A 24777-nucleotide genomic window follows, 5' to 3' on the forward strand; every position below is an offset into this window, starting at 1 on the left:
GTCATGTTTTATGTCCAAAGTCATATATTGAACTTGTAACACCCTATATGGTATATGCTTAAGGAGGGATGAGAGAATGAAATGTCCGTCATGTCATACAGAAAATGCAGCAGAGGCAAAATTTTGCGGGAATTGTGGACATTCGTTAACGGAAGAGGTAGTGGCAAGTAGTGGTCAAGAAGAAGGGCCGGAACAAGCACGTGCGGCACAAGCGAAGAAAACTGGGCCAAATGAAACGGTAGAACAAGCGAAGCGGTTTGCGAGCGGCTATTTTCAATTTTTTAAACATGCATTACAAGCACCGACAGCGATTATGAAAAGCGGCGCTATTGAAGTGCGAAATGGAATTGTAAGTCTTATTCTTATTTGTTTTTTAGGAGCATGTATTTTTTATAGAATGATGAGTGCAGCATCAGCAGTTACGAGAACATTTGCACCAGATATATCTACTCCTACGTTTTTTGGAGAATCTATAACGGTCTTTTTCTTTTTATTAATTTTAACTTTATTTGTCGGATTTATTATTTTTGTAAGTGGTAAGATGATGAAATCATCTTTTTCGTTTCTTGAAGTATTCGGTATATGGGGAACGATAGCGACGCCGGCTATTGTCATATTAGTCCTTTCTTTTCTTTTTAGTTTCTTATTAATCTTTTTCTTACCGATATTATTATCGGTAGCTACAACTTATATAGGGATTAGTATAACTGTAGCGGTATTAAAACTAGCCAATGGCGGATTAGATCTCGTTTACACACTTATTATTGCGAATGTTTTAATTGGAATTGCAACATTCATTGTACTTTGGTCTTACATTAGCACGATAATTCAAGCCTTAGCACAAGGAATAACTGGCTTCTAATGAAAAGGTGGTTGACTGGATGAAGGTATGTACAAAGTGCGGAGTTCAGTTTGAAGATGGTGTGCAATTTTGTCAAAACTGCGGGACGAAGAGGGGACGTTCTGTAGTAAAGAAGAACATGAGCGGTGGTGTAAAAGTTGGCATTACACTGTTAGCGCTATTTGTTATAGCGATTATTGGATTGTATTTGTACGGATCGTCGTATTATACGCAGGTGGCACAAGTAGACCGGATGATTACGATTTTACAAGAGAGGGACGGAGAGAAATTAGCTGAGATCGTTACGGCAGATGATCCATCGATTATGATAACGAGAGAGAGCGTAACGCCTCTATTTTCATATATAAAAGAAAATCCATCTTACGTAAATGAATTAAGAGAATACTTGAGACAAGGTGAAAAACAACGGGATGGAATAGAAAGAGCTGATTTTTCATTAACGAAAGACGGAAAGTATTTCTTTATATTTGATCGCTATAAATTGAAAGCGAAGACGTACTATACAACTTTGCTTACAAATGAAAAAGACGTATCGTTAAAAATGAACGGAAAAGAAATTGATAAGACAGATGACAAAAAGTTTGAGAAGCAATATGGGCCATTTCTTCCGGGAAATCAAGTGTTTCAATCAGAATATAAAAATGACTACGTAAAACTATTGCGTGAGGAAAAGGTTGTACTTATGAAACAAAGCCAAAATAACGTAACGGTAGATTTAACGTTGCAAGGTCAATATATTACAGTTCAAACGAACGCGCCTGGTGCAACATTGTACGTAAATCAAAAACCAGTTACAGCGCTGGCAGGAGAAGAAATTACATGGGGGCCTGTAGCGACTGATGGAAGTGCTACGATTTATTTAGAACGAAATGGAGAAAGTGGACGGGAAACGACAAAAGTAGAGACGGTAACGGCACTTTCGTCTTATAATCTTCCATTCCAAAAGAAAAGTACAGAAAAAACAGTTGTTTATAATGTTACCCCGCCACCTACGACTGAGTATGTATATAATGGTTTCATCTTTCCTGATAGTGATATTCGAAAATTAACGAGCGCAGATTTAACATATTTATCGAAAGAGCAGTTGAAAATTGCTAGAAACGAAATATATGCAAGGCATGGCCATATTTTTCAAACGAAAGATATGCAAGCGTATTTTGCAAAACAGTCTTGGTATAGAGAAAATCCTTATTTTACAGGAACGTTAACAGATATCGAAACTTATAATATTGAACTAATCAAATCAAGAGAATAGAGCGCTTGAAAAAGGTACAGTGTATATTGCTGTACCTTTTCTATCGTTATTTAGCTGTACCAGGATCCCTAGAGAAAAAGATATGAAAGAGAAATGTGACTTTACTTGCTCCCCCGGATGTACTGGCTTGCACATCAGATAAAGAACTAGACGTTAAGGCAGCTTCAGAATGAGGAGGAACGACTATTTTGAGTGCATCATCTGATTCTGATGATATAGTAACCGTTATTGTATCATCAGAAACATTTACAACTTTAATAGTACCGACGGGGAAGATGGACTTACCAGCATGTGATGCAGAAGCAAAGCGAGTGGCTTTCCAAATAGTTTGAGAGAAAGTATCATTGTCTGATAACCAAGCGCGAGCACTGTATAATGTTGCATTAACGGTAAATTCTTGTTCAAGCGGGAGGGCGGCTTTCGGTTCTTTCGGTTCCTCTGGAAACTGAGCGAGAAGACCAGCGCACATGTATGTTTCACCTACTTTCAATAGTTACTGTTATAGCATATTAAACATGTTGTTTATAAGACACGACAGTTACCTATTCATACATAAGTTTGTGCACCAAATTTGAAGATGAAATTCTCTTTCTTTACAATGGAAGTAGGTGTTATTTCTATAAAATATGGAAAACGTAAAGAATATGTAAAAAAGAAGGAGTGGTAAAGTGAACTATGTCATTATTGGCGGAGATGCAGCTGGTATGAGTGCAGCTATGCAAATTGTTAGAAACGATGAAAATGCAAATGTTGTAACTTTAGAAAAAGGTGAAATTTATTCATACGCTCAGTGTGGATTACCGTATGTCATTAGTGGTGCTATCGCTTCAACTGAAAAGTTAATCGCGCGCAACGTGAAGACGTTTCGTGAGAAATATGGAATTGATGCGAAAGTGCGTCATGAAGTAACGAAAGTAGATACGGAAAAGAAAATGGTGTATGCAGAGCATACGAAGACGAAAGATGTCTTTGAATTTCCATATGATCGATTATTAATTGCGACTGGAGTGCGTCCTGTTATGCCAGAATGGGAGGGACGGGAATTACAAGGTGTTCATCTTTTAAAAACAATTCCTGATGCTGAGCGCATATTAAAAACGCTAGAAACGAGTAAAGTTGAAGATGTAACGATTATTGGAGGTGGTGCAATCGGACTGGAAATGGCAGAAACATTCGTCGAACTTGGTAAGAAAGTAAGAATGATTGAGCGAAATGATCATATCGGTACGATTTATGATGCGGATATGGCGGAGTATATACATAAAGAAGCAGATAAACATCATATTGAAATTTTAACGAATGAAAATGTAAAAGCGTTCAAAGGGAATGAACGAGTAGAAGCAGTTGAAACGGATAAAGGTACGTATAAAGCGGATCTTGTTTTAGTATCTGTCGGAGTGAAGCCGAATACTGATTTTCTTGAAGGAACGAACATACGTACAAATCATAAAGGGGCCATCGAGGTAAATGCATATATGCAGACGAATGTGCAAGATGTATATGCAGCTGGTGATTGTGCGACACATTATCACGTGATAAAAGAAATTTATGACCATATTCCAATTGGAACAACTGCAAATAAACAAGGGCGACTTGCCGGGCTGAATATGCTGGATAAACGAAGAGCTTTTAAAGGAACGTTAGGTACAGGCATTATTAAATTTATGAATTTGACGCTTGCAAGAACAGGCTTAAATGAAAAAGAAGCAAAAGGACTACATATCCCGTATAAAACAGTCAAAGTAGATTCCACAAATATGGCAGGCTATTATCCAAATGCGAAACCACTTTACTTAAAATTACTATACCGTTCTGACACGAAACAATTATTAGGTGGACAAGTAATTGGAGAAGAAGGCGTAGATAAACGTATTGATGTGATTGCGATGGCGCTTTTCAATAAAATGAGTATTCATGATTTAGAAGATGTCGACTTAAGTTATGCACCACCATATAACAGCGTGTGGGACCCAATTCAGCAAGCGGCAAGGAGAGCGGAATAGCACTTTTTAAAGTGCTATTTTTTTTACAATGAGGGAGTAAATAAAGTTTCACTTTATTTTGAATATACCGTGCCCCCTTGAAAACATCGTACGTATCGCTTATATTTTCATATAGTATTTATTTTTTAAACGAAGCAATGAACGAACCAGGGGGCGCAGTATGGCAATTAACATGAAAACAATCGAAGAATGGATTGCTGAATCAAATGCAAGACATGAAGAAGACTTTGGACACGTTGTGGAAGAAATGAAAGAAGTATGTGTCGGACTTGATAACGCGACATTAATTTATACGAAAAACGTATTTTGTTTCGGTAAAAAAGTAGAAGTCTTTTTCTTCTTCCAAGACCATGTCGTGATTGGACAAGAAAAAGACGAATATGTTGAGATTGAAAAATTAAAGTATGATGCCATTACCAATAGTAATTTAAAAACAAATGACAAAAATACTACGTTAGAATTAAAGTTTGCTAATGGACAATCTATTAATTTAGATAGTTTAAATGATAACTACGGTACGAAAAATTGGTTATTTGCTAGACAAATTAAGAGTATTTTTAAGTTAATCTAGTAAAAAAGCACGCCGTCCATCGGCGTGCTTTTAACTATGCAAAGCCCCTTTTAACCAATTCCGCGCCCGATATGCCCCAACTGGAACTTGAATAAGAGATGTTTCATTCCCAGCATCAATACCGTACAATTGATCACATGAATTTGTATCAAAACTTAGTAACGGATGCCCGCCCATCCCCATAGCAGTTGCAGCGAAAATGAGTTTATGAACGAGTATACCTGCTTCCATTTGGTGAATGCGGTATCCTCTATAGCCTAATGCACGTGTATAGTAATCTTTCTTTCCGACTACATGTAAGCAAAGTGGTACTTGAAAAAGGTTAACGTTATCCATCGTCATACTAGACTGAAGTGGGTAGCGAAGGTCTCCATATCGAATTGGTTGTATGGAATGTGTTTTACTGTTATAAGCGTAAGCCCCGTTTTTAATATTTTTCACGTTATAAAAACATCCATATAAGGAGATGCGTGTATTTTCATTTGTATACTTACCGTCAAGATCGTTGTAATAGGGGAAGGAGAGACTCGCTTCTTGTAGTAAAGTAGCGAGCTCGGCTGCATCCCATTTCGTTAAAATAAAGTCCGCATCAGGAGAATATCGTTTTCTGCAAAGTTGCAAGAAATCATACGATAACCGTTCTACTTTTGGTAGCTGTACAGCGTACGTATTATGTTGATAGTGCTCTTCATGATGTAGTGTTTGGAAGTGTGCTGTCGATTCGATCATAGAAGCTTCATTTATTTTTGTTATCATCGGATATTCATCTACATGTTTTGAGCGAATGAAATGTTCATGTGCGAGCGGCGGAATTTGTTGCAACAACTCATGAGAAGTAACTGTTTTATTTTCACGGTAATCATTGTGAAACCAATTAGTTTCTGGCTCTGTACTTAAAGGAATAACGGCATACAAACTTTCTTCACCTTCTGACAATCCGAGTAAATGGTTCAGTGCACGGTCTAGAAATTGAAAGTATACGCCGTTCGTATAACCGAACTGTTTTGCACATTCTAGTAATTGTCCAATGAGAACCCCGCTATCTAATCCTTGAAGTCGATATGAAAAGTTATTGTATTTAAAGAAGTTTTTCCAAAACATAGTCGATACGAATGCAGCACCGAAACAATCATGTATATTACAGCGATTACCGAGTGCGTCTGTTAAATAAGAATCGAAATTTCCTTCGCGAAGTAAAATAAGTCGGTGATGTGCGGCGTCATAATGGTAAATGCCGTCTGGATAATCGTCAACCTTTAAATAGATATACAATTCATTCGGGTATAAGGCACCGCCTGAAGGAATGGATCTACGTAATACATTTCTCTCGCTATTTAGCTGACATAATTGTGTTACACCAAATGAATACCAAAGGTAATAACCAATCTCATTTAGAGTAGGTGTAGTAGAAGAGTTCGATAAAGATAACGGGATTTCTAAGGAGAGCGGGATGGTAGGTACATTTCGATATAATTTATAAGGAAGCGGTGCGTCTTTCCAGTCCACCTCATGATTCGGCATAATTTCATCGATAGAGAAATGGAGATGATGTAAAAAAGTATCTAGCTGCATGAAATCCCTCCTTTACTATGGAAACGGATGTGGATGTGGATTTAATTTTTCATTCGTTAAAGGTTCGTCTGTATATCCAAGTGTCATCGGTACGGTATATACCCGGTCCAATCCTGTAACCCGAGTAAGATGGTGTCCGAACGTCATCGGTAACATGCCTGGAATAATAACTTTTACACAGTATAGTCCGTTCTTTTCTATAAGGGGAACGGTTTGATCTACAACAATTATTTCCAGATTAGATTGATGCAAACGATTTAAAAGTTGGTGGAGATCGGATGTTAAATCCATATCAAATGATTGTGATACATTCATTTCTTGGAACGTTTGCACCGGTGCATCTTCTCGTAAAAGGAAGTGAAGACGTTCTTCCGTTTCTTTCAATCCATACAGCATACTATGGTCTTCCATTTTATTAACGAAATAAGGATCTTGTAAGCATTTTTCGTAGTATTCTCTTTTGTGCTCGAGCTCATCGTCTGTTATAAGTAACATGCCTGCTATTTCTTGAATGGCGCTTTTTAAGGCTCGAATAGGATCTAAATGAGCGCCTCCCGCACAAACAACGTTCATTCCATTTTCACGCGTATTTTTTGCAATTACCCATAAGCTCGGGATGCCGTGTTCCATCGTCGCATTAAAAGCGTATAATTCATATCCGGTAATCGTACGTAACCGCTGGATCATTAATTGTAATTCTGTATCATTTGCTGAATTAAGATCAAGGCGGGGAAGAGGTAATTCGGCATACCAAGTGAGTAAGAAGGCATCACGCTCTACAATTTCTAAAATGCCGTGAAAAATCGCTTCTTCTAAACTACCGCCAATTGCACATCCATTTGATGTTTCATACACGAAAGCATCTCGATGACCGAGGCTGTAATAAGCAATTGATTCAGGAACTAAAAGCGGTCTGTTTTGTGATAAAGAATATCCCCATACCCAGTTTTGCTCATAATCAGGATCAAACGGTTTAAATGGAAAATTATTACGATTGTAATGTTCATTTGTATGTACACCGAGTGTGAGGGGATTTAGTGCATGTTCCTCTAAATCATGAAAACTACCATGCACATTTGTTTTTTTTCCACGAGGCGACATACCGCAATATCGTTCTAAACCTTCTAAAATGGCAGTTGCTTCACTCACTGCAAATGAATGAGTTCGGCCTGCAACACCTTCATTTCCAAACATTAATGGCATGTTTATAATGACGTCAGCGAATGGTAATAAAGAATGCTGTATTTTGCCGTTCAACATACCGACCCGATAATCTAAATAGTCTCTTGTTAAAAATGTGTTTAATTCATGAATGGAACGGCAGCGATACGTTTCGGTGCTTACTTTTAAACTCGGTTGTAAAGAAACTTCCGCCGCATCCGCAGTATCATCAGGTAAATTACTACATACAGGACAGAGAGGATCTGGAAGAAAAGAATGCCGCGTACATTGTAATGTTTGTAAGTTTAGTAAAATAAGTTCATTTTCTAAAGAGGAATGGTTATGAGTTAATATTTTTTCTGTTTCTGCGCAAATAATATGGCACATTTGCAACATTCCATTTTGGGTGGCACGTACATCACGCCTCGTTACATTATCTGCTTTAAAGGCATATTTCCGCTGTAGTTCCCACATTTCTTTTTGATCAAAGCCAGCGATAAAACGGCGTCCATCAGAACAATGGGAACATCCGGGCGCAAGAGGATGAATGTAAGGACCGATAATACCTTCGCCAAATGAAGTAAAACCACGTAGCCACGGGATATGTTTTGACCGAAAAATTAGCTCAGCATCATGATGAATAGTAGAAGGAGATCCATCATGTAATACGAGAGCGAGATGAATATTTTCAGGAAGTTCTTCTGTAAGGGTATGCTGGCGAATGATGGAATATTGTTTGCATAATTGATCATGTACATAGTCTGCAAGAAGGCCATCTCCTATAAGCAATATATTTTGAGTCATAGACCGTCCTCCTTTGCAATTAATACTCCGTATACACCGTCTAAGCTTTCTTTCAAAAATGGTTCAATTGCTAAATCAAATACGAATGGGTAAAAATTATGTTCTTCTAAATGTTGTAAGGCGAGTTGTAAAGATTGTACGCTTGGAATGTCTTCTTCCGCTTGTATTTCCACTCTAAAAGAATCCGTGTCATATAAAATAATAGACGATTCAGGCAAGATATTAGCTCTGTAAGGAGTCTCTTCACTTTGAATGTGGAGCAGTGATAGTTGTAGTGCGTTCCGTAACGCTAACGTCATATTAATATTAGATGCACCGTACCATCTATCATTTATACCAACCCAAACGACTGGAAAACTAAGAATCTCTTCGCTCATTGCGATTTTAGGTGTTTCATGAATTGTAGCAAGGGCATCGTAATAAAATCTACAATGTTTATCGTGAATATCAGTTAAATCAATCGTTGTAAGTTCTTCTAGCATATGTGATTGCCGCTCATACAATTTATTGTTTAAATGTTGTTGTAGTGCCCGGTAAAATCCTTCTGTCATCGTTTCTCCAGCCCCGATACCGATATCGTTATGTTCAGGAATAAGGCGGTGAATGATTTCTGCTACATATGTTTCAATTCCTGTTAAACCAGCTTCTCGGCGTGCTTCATTATGAGTCAATCCACTGCGAGTCATAAGAGGCAGAAGGGGAGCTGGGCCATCTGATAGTGGATTGGCTACTTGAATATAGCACTGTGATAACGGTAATTGATATGAATCTTGTTCATCCCATACATGGAATATACCGGATTCTTTAGAAGTTAATGAGTCAAAAAATCGGAATACATCAGTTGAAGTATGTTGGTTCGACCGATGCTCAAGTTTTTCAGAAAGATTTTCTATCGTATCAATTGTAAAACTTTCATCAGTTGCAAGAGGGTGTTTTATAAAAGGATGCCATGTTCCTTCAAGTGTTTCATAGTTTAATAAAAAGAATTGTGATTCTTTTTCACGATATGAATCATCCGCGACATGTTTAAACAATTCAAAAACGATTACATTTGCTAACATGGCAGATGTAATTGGTGAGAAGGAATCCGATGAATTTTCATTTTGCAAAGTCGTTTCATGTAGCCGATGCCATGCGGATTCCCAGCATTCATCACGATTTTCCGTTACGACAGGTCCAGCTATACCGAGTGTTGATAAACAAATAGCTGGTATAAAATTCTTTTTCGTTTCTCTACAAATAGTGTGAACTGTTTTTAAACCGTCAATGTCTCCATTTTGAGAAACATATAAAATCCAATCAAAAGGTTCGAATACTTCATGCAAGGGACGGTCAATTGTAGTATCGATTTCTTGAAGGAGTACACTATTATCAACTTCATATGCACGTTCTATTAGCTCATGTATTCTGTCATAGTTTGTTTCATCTCGATCTGTAACGAGGTAATGAAATGTAGGTAAACCAGATTCTAATAAAGAAGAAACTAAAGAAGTAAGCATATCTCCGGAGCCAAGTACAAGGACATTTGCTCCGCGGTATGTTTCAAATTTTAAAGCACCTGAATGAGAATCAGCTTCTAAAAATTCAATTTGTGAAGCATATCTGTCGAGTAATGTACTGTTTAATTCATGAGGTGCATCTTGATTTGCATCGCGAACGAAACCATTTTCATATAAAATCTCTCCAATTTCAAATACTCGATTTTGATAGGGGAGAGGGAGGCCATCGGTTATTTCTGCTAAAGAATAATTCCCGTTAAACATTGGCATTAATTTTTCAATCCAGTCATAAATTCCATCACCGTCCATGCGAAATGAACTGGCGTTATTTCGAAAATAGACACCCCCGTTTGAATCGGGGAGGAAGAAAGTATCCTTATTTACTTTAAGTTTTGCATGAATTGGAAGGTTATTCATTTTAATCCTCCTTACGTTTAGGCATACATTATTACCTTATGTCATGAAATTTGTCCCGTATGAACACAATAAAAAAAGGCTGTAGAATGAATCATTCTACAGCCTTTAATAGATTTTTAATCTATCAACCTTCTAATAATAATGACTTTGGATCTTCAAGCATATCTTTAACAGCAACAAGGAAGCTAACTGCTTCTTTACCATCTACAATACGGTGATCGTAAGATAAAGCAATGTACATCATTGGGCGGTTTTCCATACGCTCGTTATCAATTGCAACTGGGCGTACTTGAATTTTATGCATTCCTAAAATACCAACTTGAGGGCTATTTAGGATCGGTGTTGACATTAGAGAACCGAATACACCACCGTTTGTAATTGTAAATGTACCACCTTGTAGTTCTTTTAATGAAAGTTTGTTATCGCGTGCTTTTTTACCTAATTCACGAATCTCGCTTTCGATTTCAGCGAAGTTTAATTGGTTAGCATCGCGTACAACTGGAACAACTAATCCATCTGGAGCTGCTACTGCAATACCGATATCATAGAATTTTTTAATGATAAGCTCGTCACCTTGAATTTCAGCATTTAATAGTGGGAATTGTTTTAATGCTGCAACAACTGCTTTTGTGAAGAATGACATGAAGCCAAGACGTACATCATGTTTTTTCTCGAAAGCATCTTTGCGTTCTTTACGTAATTCCATGATCGCACTCATATCAACTTCGTTAAATGTTGTTAACATTGCAGATGTTTGTTGAACTTCTACAAGACGTTTTGCAATTGTTTGACGGCGGCGGGACATTTTCACGCGCTCAACTGGTTTTTCGAATTCCGTTTTTGCAACTGGAGCAGGAGCTGGACTCTTTGGAGCAGCTGGTGCTTCTTTTGGTGCTGCAGCATGAGCTTGTACATCATGTGGTCTCACGCGTCCAAGTGGATCTGTACTACGTACGTCGTTTAAGTCGATTCCTAATTCACGAGCCATTTTTCTAGCAGCTGGTGATGCGATAGGACGGTTTGTATTTGGTAAACCTTGTAGTGTTGCAGTTTGCTCACCATTTGGTGCCGCAGCTTTCGGTGCTTCAGCCGTTTCTTGTTTTGGTTGCTCAGCAGCCGGTGCAGGTGTACTTACTGCAACTGGTGCTCCATTAGCATCTAAAATTGCGATAGTTGCTCCAACTTCAACTGTATCTCCAGGTTCGCCTAGTAACTTCGATACAATACCTGAATCTTCTGCAATGATTTCTACATTGACTTTATCAGTTTCAAGCTCAACAACGCTGCCACCTTTCTCAACTTTGTCGCCTACGTTGATAAGCCATTGTGAAATAGTTCCTTCAGTAATAGATTCTGCAAGCTCAGGTACTTTAATTTCGATCATTTTAAATGTCCTCCCCTTATTTGCCTAACGGTGTGTTTTTTCTTCTTTTGTCTTCGGTAATCTCCATTTGTTAGCCTGGCCTTGGGCAGATATTCTGCCCAAGGAACAAGCTAGAAACCTTCATTGTTACTTTTTAGTTGCTGTAAACTTCAATTTCTTGTTTATCTTGACGGAAGTTATACTTCACATCTAAAGCATGTGCAACAATTAGTTCTTGCTCAGCTTTGTGAGCGAATGGATCGCCGCCAGATGGACTAGAGCGATCAGGACGTCCAATGTAACCTGTTTTCACTTTATCTCCAGCAAGTTCGAACAGAATTGGAGCCATGTAATGCCATGCGCCCATATTACGAGGTTCTTCTTGAACCCAAATGATTTCTTCTAAGTTTTTAAAGCGTTTAATAATAGATTGAACTTTCTCAGCAGGGAATGGGTACAATTGCTCAATACGAACGACATGAACTTCGTCTAAGTTGTACTCATGTTTACCAGACTCGATTTCTGCTGCTAAGTCAATTGCCATTTTACCTGTGCTTAAAACAAGACGTTTTACTTTATTTGGTTTCATGCCAAGGTTTTCTTGTTCTAAAGCAGGTTGGAAACGTCCTTCGCTTAACTGACTAGCAGTTGAAAGCGTAAGTGGGTGACGTAATAAACTCTTCGGCGTCATCAATACTAATGGTCGAACAGCTTCTGTTCCTAAGATAGATGCTTGACGACGCAGGATATGGAAGTATTGAGCCGCGCTCGTTAAGTTTGCAACTGTCCAGTTATTCTCAGCAGCTAACTGTAAGAAACGCTCTGGACGTGCACTAGAGTGCTCTGGTCCTTGACCTTCATAACCGTGTGGTAATAGAAGAACTAAACCAGATTTTTGACCCCATTTTGCTCTTCCAGCTGAAACATATTGATCAAATAATGCTTGCGCAGTATTTGAGAAGTCACCATATTGCGCTTCCCACATAACAAGAGTTTCTGGAGCGAATACGTTATAACCATATTCGTAACCAACAACAGCAGCCTCTGATAACGGACTGTTATGAACAGAGAACGAAGCATTAATGTTTGGTAAGCGATGTAACGGTGAATATGTTTCATTTGTATCAGTATCGTGTAATACGATATGACGGTGTGCGAATGTACCACGCTGTGAATCTTGACCAGTTAAACGAATTGGCGTACCTTCTTGTAAAATAGAAGCGAATGCTAATGATTCAGCAAGTGCCCATTCAATTTTACCGTTCTCTTCAAGAGCATCTTTACGGCGCTCAAGAATTTTCTTCACTTTCGGATATACGTTAAAGCCTTCTGGCCAAGATAGTAGACCTTCATTAATTGCACGAAGTGAGTCAATCTCAACACCAGTATCAATTGACTGAATACCTTTTGCAACAACATCTGGTACTTTAACGTGAATTGTTGCATCACTCGTATCAGCTGGTGGTACTTGTGCATAGTCGGATTTTAATTGCTCTTGTGTAAACTGTGTAATTGTTTCAACCTCATCTGCATTTAGAACACCAGCAGCTTGTAATTGATCTGCATAAATTGCTCTTACAGTTGGATGGTTTTTAATTTTTTTGTACACTTGTGGTTGCGTAACTGCTGGATCATCCATTTCGTTATGACCGTAGCGGCGGTAACCAATTAAATCGATTAAGAAATCTTTTTTGAACAACATGCGATATTGAATCGCAAGGTTAGCAGCTGCAAGACAAGCTTCCGGATCATCAGCGTTCACGTGAACAATCGGAATATCGAAACCTTTTGCAAGGTCACTTGAATATTTCGTAGAACGAGAATCATAGCTATCAGTCGTAAAACCAACTGCATTGTTTGCGATAACATGAATCGTTCCGCCTGTTTGATACGCGTTCAATCTGCTTAAGTTGAGTGTCTCAGATACAATACCTTGACCAGGGAATGCAGCATCACCATGAACTAAAATTACGAATGATTTTGAAGTATCTTGATCTGGAAGACCAGATTTTTTACGATTCTCTTGAGCAGCACGTGCGAAACCTTCTACTACAGGATTCACGAACTCAAGATGACTCGGGTTATTTGCTAATGTAACGCGAGTGCTAACTTCTTCGTTACTAACGACTTGTTCTCTACCTAGGTGGTATTTCACGTCGCCAGTCCAGCCAGAATTGGCTACTGCGCCTTCTATTTTTGCATGTTTGAACTCAGCAAACATGTGACTATATGGTTTTTCTAATACGTGAGCAAGTACGCTTAGGCGACCGCGGTGAGCCATACCAATCATGACATCCTCTACGCCGTTTTTAGCACCTTCTAGAACAATTTCATCTAAAACAGGTACAAGCATATCAACGCCCTCGATAGAGAAACGTTTTTGCCCAACGAATGTTTTATGCAAGAATTGCTCGAAACCTTCAACAGCTGTTAAACGTTTTAAAAGAGCAGTTCGTTTTTTATTTGATAGTGGTTGACGCAATGAATTTGATTCCACCATTTGATGCAACCACGCGCGTTCTTCACTATCTTGTATATGAGAAAATTCATAAGCTAAAGATTTTGTATAAACGTCTTTTAATCTATGAATTACATCAAGTGCAGTGTGAATACCTTCTGGTGCATCTGGCCATACTGTTTTCGCTGGAATCGCTTTCAAGTCAGCATTGCTCAGTTCGTTCATTGCTTTCTCAAGAAGAGATTGTCCATTTGCAGCATCTTCCATCGGGTTGATGTGAGCCAACGTGTGCCCGAAAGAACGAATCTGCTCAACAAGTTGAACGACTTTAAGAATTTTTTCAATGTTACCTGTGTTTTGAGGAGAAAAATGTGTTGCTGTGTTGTCCCCTGTTACGACATCATCTTGAAACGAAGGAGCTCCAAAAATTTCAAAAAGCTCTTGTAATTCCGGATCAACAGAACCTGCTCCAGTTACGTAAAGATCATACTGCTCAATAACATAACCAAGGTTCGGACCGTGGAACTTGGCCCAAGGGTTTGTCGTTGTATTCTTCCTCGTCATTTGTTTAAACCTCCCAATGCATATAATCCTTTTCCATACAAAGGTGCATTTTGCTCTTTTTCAATAAGTAATGAATCAGTAATCAATGTAAATGTTTTCTTTACTCTTATGTTATTACAATAATTTACATAATACCAAACACTATTACTTATCTGTTTTGTAAAAAAACATTCACAATAACTTATCACCCAAGTTAATCTTTCATGTTATAAAGTAATTTTACAGAAAAATGGGGTGGATATATTTGGTATGCCTATACTAATAGCTATAATTGTTGCATTTAAATATAGGTATAATAGTTAGAATGTTTCGATAAAAATAGTTTGAATTATGTATATTGAAATAATAAGCGCTTTCATAGATATTATACAACAATATAACGGAATATAGTATAAAAAATAAAAAATTATGAATTTACCGTAAACTTTATTTAGATAGTGTTAAATATTGAAAGGAAAGTGAAGGATTTCTACAAAAAAAGTTGCTAAACATAAAAAATGCTTCATAAACAGTTAGTTTCTATAAATATGACGAAAAACACCGTAAAACAAATAACGCATTTCGTGGAATAAAGAAATAAATGAAATATTTTAAAAGGATAAAACAAATATGGAGATATTAAATTTTAAAAAAAGAAGTGAGGAGATATAGTAACAGCTATTTACAGTGTTCCGTGTTTCGCTTCAAAATAGACGTGCTGAAATTTAAAAAAGTTTCTTCTATATTATTGAATATACTTATGGCACTTACAATGAGTACCGTCTTTATCTCATTTGTTGTTTTAGCAAAAAGATATTAAGATGGAGGAGAGAAAGGAAGATTAACATATGCAAATGATGTATGCTTTTGGCATTGGGCTTGTATTATTTTTAGCCGTATTCTTATTTATTCGTAAAGACGTTCAAGGCGGGACGTTAACGAAGCGAGGATTTTATAAATTAATCGGCTGTTTAGTTGTTATGCTTATAGCAATTATTGTAATGATCGTATTAATTAATCAGTCACTATAGAATGTAAAAACGGAACCTTACTTCGGTAAGGTTTTTCTTTATTGTTCAACCTAAAAATTACCACCAAATCCATTTACCGTAAATAATTTGTGTTATATAATCCAATGAAATGATAGATAAGGAGTGTAGTATATGAATAAAAGAACTATCTTCTATTTATTAACTTGTATACTACTGGTAGCTAGTACTACTTATATAATATGTAACAAAAGAGAACAAGTGCCACCTATATTAGTATGGGACGAACAAGAATACTATGTTACGAATGAACCTGCCAAAGTAGAAGAAGTTGGGCAAAAACTTGGCGAAGTAACAAAGAAAATTAAAACAAGTAAAAAACCTACTAAAGATAGAGAATCTAATACATTACAAGAGAAAACAGAAGTATTCACAATGATTGAGGAAGAAAAAAGTGATTACCCGCCTTTAATTATAAAGGAAACTTATAGTGATGAATATAGGGTAGTGAGACCGATGTTGAAGCAAGTATTATGATGAAAAGGAGATTCATATGCAGACAGTAACTTTGTATCCGTGGTCGTTAAGAAAAATATTTGTCTTTTTCCTCCTATCGGTGCCGCTTACATTTTGATGAATAGAGGAGCAATACAAAAGAGAGATTACATTTTATATTTATTATTTACTGATATTAATATATCACTTTGGTTATTGCTTATGATTTTTGATTGGAGTATGTGGATGGTGGCGGGTAGTAGGGAGCAGAAAATGTGGTTCATTTGTGCTACGGATATAGATTGATAGAAGAGGGACCTTGTAGGAATGCTGCAAGGTCCTTTATCTTTTGGGAGTTAATAGGAAACGAATCATATAAATGCTATACTAAAAAATGTTTGTAATGTAAGTTTCATAATATTGTATGATGCTGACTTACTAGAAAAGATAAGAGGAGAATGAGTGTGCAAAAGATAAAGAGATTATTGCTATTAATGATGGTAGTAGGATTAACAGCAGGTGTTTTAGCAGGGTGTGCAAATCCGAAAGATACTACAGAAGAATTTTTAACAGCGATACAAAAAGGTGATGTAGAAAAAGCTCGTACATTTGTTGAGAGTGACAAGGAATTTAATAAACTAAATGAAAAAACAGATGATGCTGAGGCAAAAGCAATGCTAAGTGCAATTACAAAGAACTTTAAATTTGAAAAGCTAGAAGAAGTATCGAAAAAGGATGACAAAGCAGAAGTGAAAGTGAAAATTACATCTGCTGATCTATCCGTTGCTGTAACAAAAGCAGTGGGAGAAGTTGTGCCAATGGCCTTCGCTAGCGCATTTAGTGAAGACAAAGAACAATCTGAAAAAGCAATCGAAAAAACAATGACCTCAACTATCATCAAAAACTTAACAGATAAAGATGCAGCAATGGCAACTCGCGAAGTTACATTGAACTTAAAGAAAGACAAAGATGGCGACTATAAAATCGTTGCTGACGATAACTTGAAAGAAGTATTGTTTGCAAATGCGAAGTCTTTGGAGAAGATGTTTGGTGGGAAGTAATTGAATGAGATAAAAAAGAGACGCCATATCACGTAGAAGGTTGATATGGTGTCTCTTTTTTATATGACCCCGGAGAGGCTCGAACTCACGACCTCCACCCTGTCAAGGTGGCGCTCTCCCTGCTGAGCTACGGGATCCCAACTATAAATATTACGACCAGCAATGTGTTTTCATTCGTGTAATCGGAGGATTTATATAATTTGTTGAATATTGTAACATTTGACGTATTCTTATAATAGCAACAAACTTCAATAGTGTAAAGATGTAATTTTCTGAATATTATTATTCCAATTTGTATATAAAAAATAAGCCCAGAAGAGCTTATTTCAATAATAATAATATCACCGCAATTATCAATGATATCATCAAAAATACAAGTATAAATAATGGAGCTCGTTCATGAGCTATCTTCCTGTAAGTGTCATTGAAGCTGTATAAATTGTATCTACAGAACCGTCAGCATTTGTAATTTTAACTTTGTAACGATATTCCCCGTTTTCTGGAAGTTGTCCCCCAAAACCAGTTGTATTGTAAAATTCTTCGTTTGTTCCAGCTGGTAATTCGGAGCCAAAATTGAAGTCAGTTTCATAGTAACCCCAGCCACTTGCCCATTTCTTTTCAATAGTTACACGATAGCGCACATCTTCAGCTCTATCATTTGTGATTTTTGCAATCATATTTTGGCCGTAGCTGTACTCTGTAGCGTGTAATTGAATTGTGAAGCCATTCAACGTTTCGCTAGGACCACAAATATAACGACAGAACTCGCTTGCTCCGTCAGCATGTGCCTTTGGTGTATCAATGTTCATAGCTGTTAAACCGCCTAAAGCTAAAGCTCCTGTTAATAATACTTTACCAAATGTTTTCACTTGAAATTCCCCCTAAGTATATTCTCAATTCGTTCGATAGATATCATATTAATCTAATGGAACGTTTTTTCCTTAAGTGTATTCGCTATGAATCTTTCATCTTGTAGTAATCTAATCACAAGATAAAATTTCATAGTTTTGATTCTATATATGTATCATGATTTACATAGAACAAATCTGTTAATACGCTTTGGTTATTTACTTATTCCACCACTTATTATTACCTTTTATTGGTAAAATGTTGGTTTTATTATATAACATTATTATCTATTTACAAGAGAAAATAATACTGTATGCAAAAATGCATAATAAAAAACACTGCTTGTATTCTAGATTACAGATTAAATGGAGTGTTGGGTTTCAATTAATATTTGAGTGGAACTTAATGCTAATTTTTTATGCTTAACAGTATGCATATATCATCGTTTATTAAAGTCATAATTGATAAACCTTGTTCAGGGGACGCTCTTCCTGCTGAGTTAGAGAATCTTCAAAAGGGAAAGTATAAGCGATTATGCTAGTAATGTATGAAGGAATAATGATGAGAAGCGAATTTAGTAGAAAGTAGTCTTTGGATGTAGTGGTTATATTATTTACGATACCAATCCAAAGGACCTTCAGCACTCAAATCAACAAGAAAAGGGAGTAAGAAATGTAAAGGTAAGCTTATAAGTTCTGGCATAGCGTTCACCGTTTTCTTTGATAGATATTGTCTCATAAAACAATACGGACAATCCTTTTCAAATGTCACGAGTATTGCCCATACATCTTTTATTGTCCACTTCGTTTTACAATACGTACAACGCGTCATGAGGTTCCTCCTCATTTTAAGTTTTCTTCTAGTATACTCCATTCCATTGTAAGAAAGTCATTTGTATTTGGTGTGGTAAAATGTAAGTTATTTTATTTTTATGTGAATCTATTTAGTCATTTATGATCAATTACATATCATTTGATATTTTTGCAGAATGATAGATTTTCAGTTTCAATATGCCAATTGGCCAATATATCCTTTTTACAATTTACTGAAAATCATGTATAACAGAGATACATGATTATTTTATCTCGCTATTTGCAGGCAGTAAGATCCCTTACCTCGAAATTCAGCAAAAGTAAAGAAGTTAGGTTGGAGTCTGGATGGCCGTAAAAGTCCGATTGGTGAGGGTTGATGAAAGTTTCACTTTATAAATATTCAGAAGTAGAGGGAGAAAAGTTGTAATGGTAAGAAAAACGTTCAAGATGCGTGTGTCTAAAAATAGAACGATTTCGATTAATGGATCGATTCTTGATGTGGATGTTACACATGATGAATTTTTACAAGAGTTTGTTGAGTGGGTTGATTCTAAAGGTTGGTCGTTTATGGGAATAACAGATGAGATTACGCCCGAGGAAGCTAGTCAAAAGTTAATAGATTCGTTGATTGATGAGAAGGATAAGAAAGAGTAATTCCTTCTTATTTTTATTGTATATTTATGTTCTTCATCGTAAAAGTATGATATAGTAAAAAATAGTGAAAATTCTTCCAATATAATACAAATTACATATGATTGGTAGATTTATTATTTTGTTAAGGAGTAAATGGAAAAGGGAGAGTCATATGGTAAATTTTAAGAAAATTTTGGTTTTTATTACAGTTATTTGTTCGTTTTTTTTGACACCTATGACATTGCGTGCTGAGACGAATATTGGAGTAAATCCAGAACAAGTTGCACCACCACCTGTGGAAGGACCGAATGTTTTTAGTCAGTTTGCAACGACAATTGATGCAAAAACAGGAGATGTTTTGTATGACAAAAACGCATATCACCGCGCATTTCCTGCTAGTACGACGAAGGTGTTAACAGCGATTTTACTCATGGAGCATACAAAGCCAGAGGATCAATTTACATTTTCACAATTAGCATTAGATCAAGAGAAGAGTAATTATCAAATTGAGTTTCAACCTGGAGAGACAATTAATAGAAATACTGCGCTTATGATTTTAATGGTGCTGAGTGCGAATGATGTGTCGTATGCGATTGCGGAGCGGATTGGCGGGAGTGTTGAGAATTTCGCTAATATGATGAATGAGAAAGCGAAGCAATTGGGGGCGAAAGATAGCCACTTTGTAACACCGAATGGATTGCATGATCCGAACCATTATACGACGCCGTATGATATGGCTATGATTACGAAGGGTGTGCAAAAGTATCCTGAAATTTTACAAGCGATGAATACGAAAAGAACGACAGTTACGACGTCTAGGCAGACGGTGTCTATTTTTAATAAATCTAATTTTTTTGAAAATCCATATAGCATTGGCGGTAAGACAGGGTTTACGAATGAAGCACGTAATACACTTGTTTTATTAAATGAGAAAGATGGAAATCGTATTATAAGCGTAGTAATGGCTTCTCAAAGACCTGAAATTTATGAAGATTTGAAGCAGATGGCGGAATATTCTTTCGGTCAATTTACGAAGCAAATGGTGCTTGATAAACATAATTGGCATCAAAAAACAACATATTTAAATAAAGATGTTAATTCTGAGTTGGAACAAAGTGCGGAGCTTATGCTTAAGAAAGATGAAGGGAAAAATGTGAAAACTATTTTCCGGGCGGCTTCATTAGATAAAGAATCTTTATATCATAAAGGAATACATCGTGGTGAGGTAGTTGGTGCAGTTGATATTACGAAAAATAATCAAACAATTGCGACGGTAAATGTTCTTTCAACAGAAGATGTCACTTTTACGATGCCTAAAAAAGATACAACTATGCCTGAAGTAAAAGACTCAAATGTGAAAGTAATAAGTGTTGGGATAGGTGCGATTGTATTATTTGGAGCAATTTTATATGTAGTGTTGCGCCGAAATACAAAAGGAATGAAATCAGAAGGTAAATAAATTACTAATAAAAAGACTGTGTAAAATTTTGGCACAGTCTTTTTTCTATACTTAAAATAACTAATAATTGTAAATTTTCTTATTGCAATAACTTAAAGTTCGTTATATCATTTACTTGTGTTCTTGTTAAAGAACAAAGTGGATATTGCATACTTCAAATAATATAAAACAACGGAGAGGGAGAGAGACGATGAAATTAATATGGAAGATAATTAGCAACGCGATCTCATTTGTTTTATTTGCATTGATGGTTTTTTTAGCTTTTGTAGTTATTTCTTCAAAAGCAAGCGGTGGTGATCCGACAGTGATGGGATATCAATTTAAGAGCGTTCTTTCAGGATCAATGGAGCCGACGTTTTTAACAGGATCAATCATTGCAATAGAACCAAACAAAGATGGTTCTAAATATCAAAAAGGTGATGTTATTACCTTTAAAGAGAAAGATCAAAAAATTATCACTCACCGTATTATCGGTGTGAAAGATACAAATGGAAAAGTAATGTATGAAACAAAAGGGGATAACAACAACGGACCAGATTTAGAGCCAGTACTTGCAGAAAATGTAGTTGGAAAGTATGCAGATATTACAGTTCCGTATGTTGGTTATTTACTGAATTATGCGAATTCAAAAGCGGGAGCAGCATTACTTCTTATTATTCCAGGAGTCTTTTTACTTGGTTATTCCGCGATTTCTATTTTTGGTGCTATTCGTAGCATTGACGGAGAAAAGAAAGATAAAAAAGTAGAACAATCCGTCTAGTTCGTTTGGTTATACTTTCCGTTTAGGAAGTTAACAAATATATATTAAGGGGATATGGACATGACTTTAAAGAAAAAATTAGGAATGGGTATTACATCAGCGGTATTAGGAGCAGCTTTAGTTGGTGGAGGAACATTTGCATTTTTCAGTGATAAAGAAGTGTCAAACAATACATTTGCGGCTGGAACACTGGATTTAGCATTAAATCCATCAACGGTTGTTAACGTATCGAATTTAAAACCTGGGGATACAATTGAAAAAGAATTTAAACTAGAAAATAAAGGTTCTTTAAATATTAAAAAGGTTCTACTGAAAACAGATTATAATGTAGAAGATGTAAAGAAAGATAATAAAGATGATTTTGGTAAACATATTAAAGTAACATTCTTAAAAAATGTAGATAAACATGAGACAATTGTGAAACAAACTACTTTAGATAAATTAAAAGGTGACACACTTACAGCTGTAGATAATGATTTATCGGCTTGGTTCTGGGATGAAAAAGGTATTTCAGCAGGTAAATCCGATAAATTCAAAGTGAAATTTGAGTTCGTTGATAATGGAAAAGATCAAAATCAATTCCAAGGTGATAAGTTACAATTAAATTGGACGTTTGATGCACAACAAACAGCAGGTGAAGAAAGATAATAATAAAAAGGGCTATCACATGGATAGCCCTTTTTCTATTTTTCTAGTATTTGTCTATCAATTTTAATAGTTCTTTACTATAATATAGGTAATGTTCTGTATAAAGAACGTAACGTTCGATGGGAGAGATTAAGATGCTGAAAAGACCGCGTAATTTTAAAAAGATGCTTATATTGCCGTGTATGTGTTCTATTACGTTTTATTTAGGATCTCAAATTATGACGCATACAGAAGCGGCGTTCATTCATGAAACGAAAGTAGAAGCGACGCTTTCTACAGCAATTATATTTCCGAAAACAGTTAATACGTTAAAAGAGCAATCTGAAAAACATAAACAGTTTATTGAGCGTGAGTATGGAACGATGAAGGGGAAATCGAAAGCAACTTCTATTGAAGAAATAAAACAGGCGATTTCTGTATGGCAACAAGGGCGTGAGAAAATTGTTGCTGAGAAGGAAGCCCTGCAAAATGTATATACTGAAATAGAAGCTCCTTACAATCAAATACAAGAAGAATTAAAGGTAAATAAAGATGAGTCGATGCAGCAAGTGTCCATATATGTAAATGAAGGCTTCCGCAGTATCAAAGAGAAGCGTGACTATATTGAGAAAGAAATTAGCTTGAAAGCTATTGATGAGCAAATCCAGGCTCTTCAGCAACAATTAAACGTTGCAATTGAAGCGGAAGGACAAAAGAAAGCCGAAGAACAAAAGAAAGCCGAAGAACAAAAGAAAGTAGAGGAACAAAAGAAAGTAGAGGAACAAAAGAAAGTAGAAGAACAGAAGAAAGTAGAAGAACAAAAGAAAGTAGAAGAGCAAAAGAAAGTGGAAGAACAGAAAAAAGTAGAAGAGCAAAAGAAATTGGAAGAACAGAAAAAGCTAGAAGAGCAGAAGAAAGCGGAGTAACTGCTTTAGTGAAACAGCCAGAAAATAAGAATGTGGTGTAAGAGAGAGCGAACGAATAAGCAAGACTAGTAATATTTATACGAGTGTGAGGGAACGTTAGCCCTCACCTCTTTGTTTTTCTTTTTTCTTATAGTATTAAATGATTTGAGTGTGAAAAAAGTTATAAATTATCATTATTTTTTCTGAAAAGTCTAAATAATATTGAGAAATAAAAATAACTGAAAATATTAATAAATATGTGTTGTGTTTATATAGGTTTGTTCGTTATAATGAACATAAGGTTTTTAAAAAAGAACACATATTGGCTAAGCTAATATAGTTTTCTTTACATCTCTTATTGAAAAATAAGTGATAAAAATATAAAAAAAGCTAGGGGGAATTGATTGTGAGTCTGAAAAAGAAATTAGGTATGGGAGTTGCATCAGCAGCATTGGGGTTAGCTTTAATTGGTGGAGGAACATTTGCATTCTTTAGTGATAAAGAAGTATCAAACAATACATTTGCAGCTGGGACGTTAGACCTTACATTAAACCCTAAGACGCTTGTAGATATTAAAGATTTAAAACCAGGGGATTCTGTTAAGAAAGAGTTCTTATTACAAAACAGCGGTTCGTTAACTATTAAAGACGTTAAATTAGCAACAAAGTATACTGTTAAAGATGCAAAAGGTGATAATGCAGGTGAAGACTTTGGTAAGCACGTTAAAGTAAAATTCCTTTGGAACTGGGACAAACAAAGTGAGCCTGTATACGAAACAACTTTAGCAGACTTACAAAAAGCTGATCCAGATCTTTTAGCTAAAGATATCTTCGCTCCTGAGTGGGGAGAAAAAGGTGGATTAGAAGCTGGTACAGAGGATTATCTATGGGTACAATTTGAATTTGTAGATGATGGAAAAGACCAAAATATCTTCCAAGGTGATACATTGAATTTAGAATGGACATTCAATGCTAACCAAGAAGCTGGGGAAGAAAGATAATAAAAAAGGCGGGTATCCCCCGCTTTTTTTTATAAAGAAAAAGAAGTGCTGGTTGTAAGCACTTCTTTCTATTATTATTTTTGATTTTGCTTCCACTTTGTAAATTCAAGAAATTCACGAAATTGTTCTTTGGAGACACCAGAGTTCATTGCATCTTTAACGAGTTGTGTCCATTCGGAGTCTAGGTTAGTTTCCTTTGTTGTTTCATCATGAAGTAAAGTATCAACTGGAATTTGTAGAACTGCTGCGATCTTTTCAAGAAACTGAATGGAAGGGTTTTTTTGTAAATTTCGTTCTATAGAACTAATGTAAGATTTAGCAACGCCAGCTTTTTCGGCAAGTTCAGTTAATGAAATACCTTTTTGTAAACGAAGGCGTTTTATACGTTCTCCAATCATATTTGCGCACCTTTCTATCAATATGTAGTTGTCTTATGATGTCATTATTATAACATAAACTTCGTTAAAAAGAACAAACCTATTGAGCCTGACTGGATGGCTTCATACGTTGGAAAAATTGCTCGATGTCTTGCATGGCGATACCAGCATCTAGAGCTTCAAGTATTAAATCAATCCATTCTTGATCCAGTGCGTCTGTCTTATCTTTGTACAAATGTAATTCCTCCCTAATTATCGGTCATAATTGCTGCTACAGAATACATGATAATGCAATCGGATTT

The 24777-nt window shown here is 36.2% G+C and carries 23 protein-coding genes, 1 tRNA gene and 2 pseudogenes; 15 read left to right on the forward strand and 11 right to left on the reverse strand.

Annotation, left to right across the window (positions count from 1 at the left end; genetic code table 11):
• Nucleotides 1-76 precede the first annotated feature (76 nt).
• Nucleotides 77-862 carry a zinc ribbon domain-containing protein gene (locus MR143_RS19885; protein ID WP_000650093.1) on the forward strand — a complete coding sequence of 262 codons (786 nt, stop codon included), beginning with the start codon at nt 77-79 and terminating at the stop codon, nt 860-862.
• Nucleotides 863-881: 19 nt separating this feature from the next.
• Complete coding sequence (locus tag MR143_RS19890; protein ID WP_000861667.1) at nt 882-2117, forward strand: TcaA 3rd/4th domain-containing protein; 1236 nt, start codon at nt 882-884, stop codon at nt 2115-2117.
• Between the two features lie 46 nt (nt 2118-2163).
• On the opposite strand, the gene MR143_RS19895 is transcribed toward MR143_RS19890, so the two are convergent.
• Nucleotides 2164-2586, reverse strand: a complete 423-nt coding sequence (locus tag MR143_RS19895) for a hypothetical protein (RefSeq protein ID WP_000332396.1) — start codon at nt 2584-2586, stop codon at nt 2164-2166.
• A gap of 199 nt (nt 2587-2785) precedes the next feature.
• On the opposite strand from MR143_RS19895, the gene MR143_RS19900 reads away from it, so the two are divergent.
• Nucleotides 2786-4120 (forward strand): FAD-dependent oxidoreductase, encoded by a 1335-nt coding sequence (locus MR143_RS19900; RefSeq protein WP_001110237.1) that lies wholly within the window; start codon nt 2786-2788, stop codon nt 4118-4120.
• Between the two features lie 160 nt (nt 4121-4280).
• Nucleotides 4281-4691, forward strand: a complete 411-nt coding sequence (locus MR143_RS19905; RefSeq protein ID WP_000996782.1) for a DUF3908 family protein — start codon at nt 4281-4283, stop codon at nt 4689-4691.
• A gap of 30 nt (nt 4692-4721) precedes the next feature.
• Here the strand turns inward: MR143_RS19905 and MR143_RS19910 are convergent, their stop codons facing one another.
• The 5 genes from MR143_RS19910 to odhA all read right to left on the reverse strand — a co-directional run bounded on the left by MR143_RS19910 (nt 4722) and on the right by odhA (nt 14529).
• Nucleotides 4722-6263 carry a SagB family peptide dehydrogenase gene (locus MR143_RS19910; RefSeq protein WP_001175551.1) on the reverse strand — a complete coding sequence of 514 codons (1542 nt, stop codon included), beginning with the start codon at nt 6261-6263 and terminating at the stop codon, nt 4722-4724.
• A gap of 15 nt (nt 6264-6278) precedes the next feature.
• A complete protein-coding gene (locus MR143_RS19915; RefSeq protein ID WP_000192987.1) occupies nt 6279-8228 on the reverse strand; it encodes a TOMM precursor leader peptide-binding protein in 1950 nt (649 codons plus the stop codon).
• Nucleotides 8225-10144 carry a putative thiazole-containing bacteriocin maturation protein gene (locus MR143_RS19920; RefSeq protein WP_001061558.1) on the reverse strand — a complete coding sequence of 640 codons (1920 nt, stop codon included), beginning with the start codon at nt 10142-10144 and terminating at the stop codon, nt 8225-8227. The genes MR143_RS19915 and MR143_RS19920 overlap by 4 nt, the downstream gene beginning before the upstream one ends.
• Before the next feature lie 124 nt (nt 10145-10268).
• The gene (gene odhB / locus MR143_RS19925; RefSeq protein WP_000569894.1) at nt 10269-11528 is read right to left on the reverse strand and encodes a 2-oxoglutarate dehydrogenase complex dihydrolipoyllysine-residue succinyltransferase; all 1260 of its coding nucleotides are present in this window, start codon (nt 11526-11528) and stop codon (nt 10269-10271) included.
• 133 nt (nt 11529-11661) lie between these two features.
• Nucleotides 11662-14529, reverse strand: a complete 2868-nt coding sequence (odhA, locus tag MR143_RS19930; RefSeq protein WP_000197156.1) for a 2-oxoglutarate dehydrogenase E1 component — start codon at nt 14527-14529, stop codon at nt 11662-11664.
• A gap of 724 nt (nt 14530-15253) precedes the next feature.
• Between odhA and MR143_RS33480 the strand changes: the two are divergent.
• The 5 genes and pseudogenes from MR143_RS33480 to MR143_RS19950 all read left to right on the forward strand — a co-directional run.
• Nucleotides 15254-15328 (forward strand): annotated as a pseudogene (locus tag MR143_RS33480) (permease); the annotation flags it as partial.
• A gap of 28 nt (nt 15329-15356) precedes the next feature.
• Nucleotides 15357-15539, forward strand: a complete 183-nt coding sequence (locus MR143_RS19935) for a DUF3976 domain-containing protein (protein ID WP_001178294.1) — start codon at nt 15357-15359, stop codon at nt 15537-15539.
• A gap of 132 nt (nt 15540-15671) precedes the next feature.
• The gene (locus MR143_RS19940; protein ID WP_002181770.1) at nt 15672-16034 is read left to right on the forward strand and encodes a hypothetical protein; all 363 of its coding nucleotides are present in this window, start codon (nt 15672-15674) and stop codon (nt 16032-16034) included.
• A gap of 16 nt (nt 16035-16050) precedes the next feature.
• Nucleotides 16051-16298, forward strand: a pseudogene (locus MR143_RS19945) (hypothetical protein).
• A 158-nt stretch (nt 16299-16456) separates the two neighbouring features.
• Nucleotides 16457-17053: a DUF4878 domain-containing protein gene (locus MR143_RS19950; protein WP_001169497.1), complete on the forward strand. Its 597-nt coding sequence runs from the start codon at nt 16457-16459 to the stop codon at nt 17051-17053.
• 64 nt (nt 17054-17117) lie between these two features.
• On the opposite strand, the gene MR143_RS19955 is transcribed toward MR143_RS19950, so the two are convergent.
• The 3 genes from MR143_RS19955 to MR143_RS19965 all read right to left on the reverse strand — a co-directional run bounded on the left by MR143_RS19955 (nt 17118) and on the right by MR143_RS19965 (nt 18733).
• Nucleotides 17118-17190: transfer RNA gene (locus MR143_RS19955), tRNA-Val, on the reverse strand.
• A 267-nt stretch (nt 17191-17457) separates the two neighbouring features.
• Nucleotides 17458-17922, reverse strand: a complete 465-nt coding sequence (locus MR143_RS19960) for a hypothetical protein (RefSeq protein WP_000846650.1) — start codon at nt 17920-17922, stop codon at nt 17458-17460.
• A gap of 589 nt (nt 17923-18511) precedes the next feature.
• The gene (locus MR143_RS19965; protein ID WP_000196288.1) at nt 18512-18733 is read right to left on the reverse strand and encodes a hypothetical protein; all 222 of its coding nucleotides are present in this window, start codon (nt 18731-18733) and stop codon (nt 18512-18514) included.
• A gap of 407 nt (nt 18734-19140) precedes the next feature.
• On the opposite strand from MR143_RS19965, the gene MR143_RS19970 reads away from it, so the two are divergent.
• The 6 genes from MR143_RS19970 (at nt 19141) to calY (ending at nt 24098) form a co-directional block, all read left to right on the forward strand.
• The gene (locus MR143_RS19970) at nt 19141-19368 is read left to right on the forward strand and encodes a hypothetical protein (protein WP_000251856.1); all 228 of its coding nucleotides are present in this window, start codon (nt 19141-19143) and stop codon (nt 19366-19368) included.
• A gap of 151 nt (nt 19369-19519) precedes the next feature.
• Nucleotides 19520-20806 (forward strand): D-alanyl-D-alanine carboxypeptidase family protein, encoded by a 1287-nt coding sequence (locus tag MR143_RS19975; RefSeq protein WP_000247035.1) that lies wholly within the window; start codon nt 19520-19522, stop codon nt 20804-20806.
• 190 nt (nt 20807-20996) lie between these two features.
• Complete coding sequence (gene sipW / locus MR143_RS19980; RefSeq protein ID WP_000767792.1) at nt 20997-21566, forward strand: signal peptidase I SipW; 570 nt, start codon at nt 20997-20999, stop codon at nt 21564-21566.
• A 60-nt stretch (nt 21567-21626) separates the two neighbouring features.
• Nucleotides 21627-22214 carry a CalY family protein gene (locus MR143_RS19985; protein ID WP_000172854.1) on the forward strand — a complete coding sequence of 196 codons (588 nt, stop codon included), beginning with the start codon at nt 21627-21629 and terminating at the stop codon, nt 22212-22214.
• Nucleotides 22215-22348: 134 nt separating this feature from the next.
• Nucleotides 22349-23119: a DUF4047 domain-containing protein gene (locus tag MR143_RS19990; protein WP_242280897.1), complete on the forward strand. Its 771-nt coding sequence runs from the start codon at nt 22349-22351 to the stop codon at nt 23117-23119.
• A 385-nt stretch (nt 23120-23504) separates the two neighbouring features.
• Nucleotides 23505-24098, forward strand: a complete 594-nt coding sequence (calY, locus tag MR143_RS19995; protein ID WP_000053710.1) for a biofilm matrix protein CalY — start codon at nt 23505-23507, stop codon at nt 24096-24098.
• Between the two features lie 74 nt (nt 24099-24172).
• Here calY and MR143_RS20000 read toward each other — a convergent pair whose 3' ends face one another.
• Together MR143_RS20000 and MR143_RS20005 are read right to left on the reverse strand one after the other, a co-directional pair.
• The gene (locus MR143_RS20000) at nt 24173-24496 is read right to left on the reverse strand and encodes a helix-turn-helix domain-containing protein (RefSeq protein ID WP_000578885.1); all 324 of its coding nucleotides are present in this window, start codon (nt 24494-24496) and stop codon (nt 24173-24175) included.
• 79 nt (nt 24497-24575) lie between these two features.
• A complete protein-coding gene (locus tag MR143_RS20005) occupies nt 24576-24710 on the reverse strand; it encodes an anti-repressor SinI family protein (protein WP_000276219.1) in 135 nt (44 codons plus the stop codon).
• Nucleotides 24711-24777 lie beyond the last annotated feature (67 nt).

It is taken from the genome of Bacillus cereus group sp. BfR-BA-01347, assembly GCF_022663835.1.
In the GTDB taxonomy this organism is placed as follows: domain Bacteria; phylum Bacillota; class Bacilli; order Bacillales; family Bacillaceae_G; genus Bacillus_A; species Bacillus_A thuringiensis_K.

Coding starts and splice junctions, on each gene's coding strand:
- sipW (WP_000767792.1), top strand. CDS start 20,997: ATGAAATTAATATGGAAGATAATTAGCAACGCGATCTCATTTGTTTTA.
- MR143_RS19895 (WP_000332396.1), bottom strand. CDS start 2,586: ATGTGCGCTGGTCTTCTCGCTCAGTTTCCAGAGGAACCGAAAGAACCG.
- MR143_RS19915 (WP_000192987.1), bottom strand. CDS start 8,228: ATGACTCAAAATATATTGCTTATAGGAGATGGCCTTCTTGCAGACTAT.
- MR143_RS19970 (WP_000251856.1), top strand. CDS start 19,141: ATGGTAAGAAAAACGTTCAAGATGCGTGTGTCTAAAAATAGAACGATT.
- MR143_RS19940 (WP_002181770.1), top strand. CDS start 15,672: ATGAATAAAAGAACTATCTTCTATTTATTAACTTGTATACTACTGGTA.
- odhA (WP_000197156.1), bottom strand. CDS start 14,529: ATGACGAGGAAGAATACAACGACAAACCCTTGGGCCAAGTTCCACGGT.
- MR143_RS19920 (WP_001061558.1), bottom strand. CDS start 10,144: ATGAATAACCTTCCAATTCATGCAAAACTTAAAGTAAATAAGGATACT.
- MR143_RS19885 (WP_000650093.1), top strand. CDS start 77: ATGAAATGTCCGTCATGTCATACAGAAAATGCAGCAGAGGCAAAATTT.
- MR143_RS19990 (WP_242280897.1), top strand. CDS start 22,349: ATGCTGAAAAGACCGCGTAATTTTAAAAAGATGCTTATATTGCCGTGT.
- MR143_RS19985 (WP_000172854.1), top strand. CDS start 21,627: ATGACTTTAAAGAAAAAATTAGGAATGGGTATTACATCAGCGGTATTA.
- MR143_RS19910 (WP_001175551.1), bottom strand. CDS start 6,263: ATGCAGCTAGATACTTTTTTACATCATCTCCATTTCTCTATCGATGAA.
- MR143_RS19935 (WP_001178294.1), top strand. CDS start 15,357: ATGCAAATGATGTATGCTTTTGGCATTGGGCTTGTATTATTTTTAGCC.
- MR143_RS20000 (WP_000578885.1), bottom strand. CDS start 24,496: ATGATTGGAGAACGTATAAAACGCCTTCGTTTACAAAAAGGTATTTCA.
- MR143_RS19965 (WP_000196288.1), bottom strand. CDS start 18,733: ATGACGCGTTGTACGTATTGTAAAACGAAGTGGACAATAAAAGATGTA.
- MR143_RS19905 (WP_000996782.1), top strand. CDS start 4,281: ATGGCAATTAACATGAAAACAATCGAAGAATGGATTGCTGAATCAAAT.
- MR143_RS19890 (WP_000861667.1), top strand. CDS start 882: ATGAAGGTATGTACAAAGTGCGGAGTTCAGTTTGAAGATGGTGTGCAA.
- odhB (WP_000569894.1), bottom strand. CDS start 11,528: ATGATCGAAATTAAAGTACCTGAGCTTGCAGAATCTATTACTGAAGGA.
- MR143_RS19975 (WP_000247035.1), top strand. CDS start 19,520: ATGGTAAATTTTAAGAAAATTTTGGTTTTTATTACAGTTATTTGTTCG.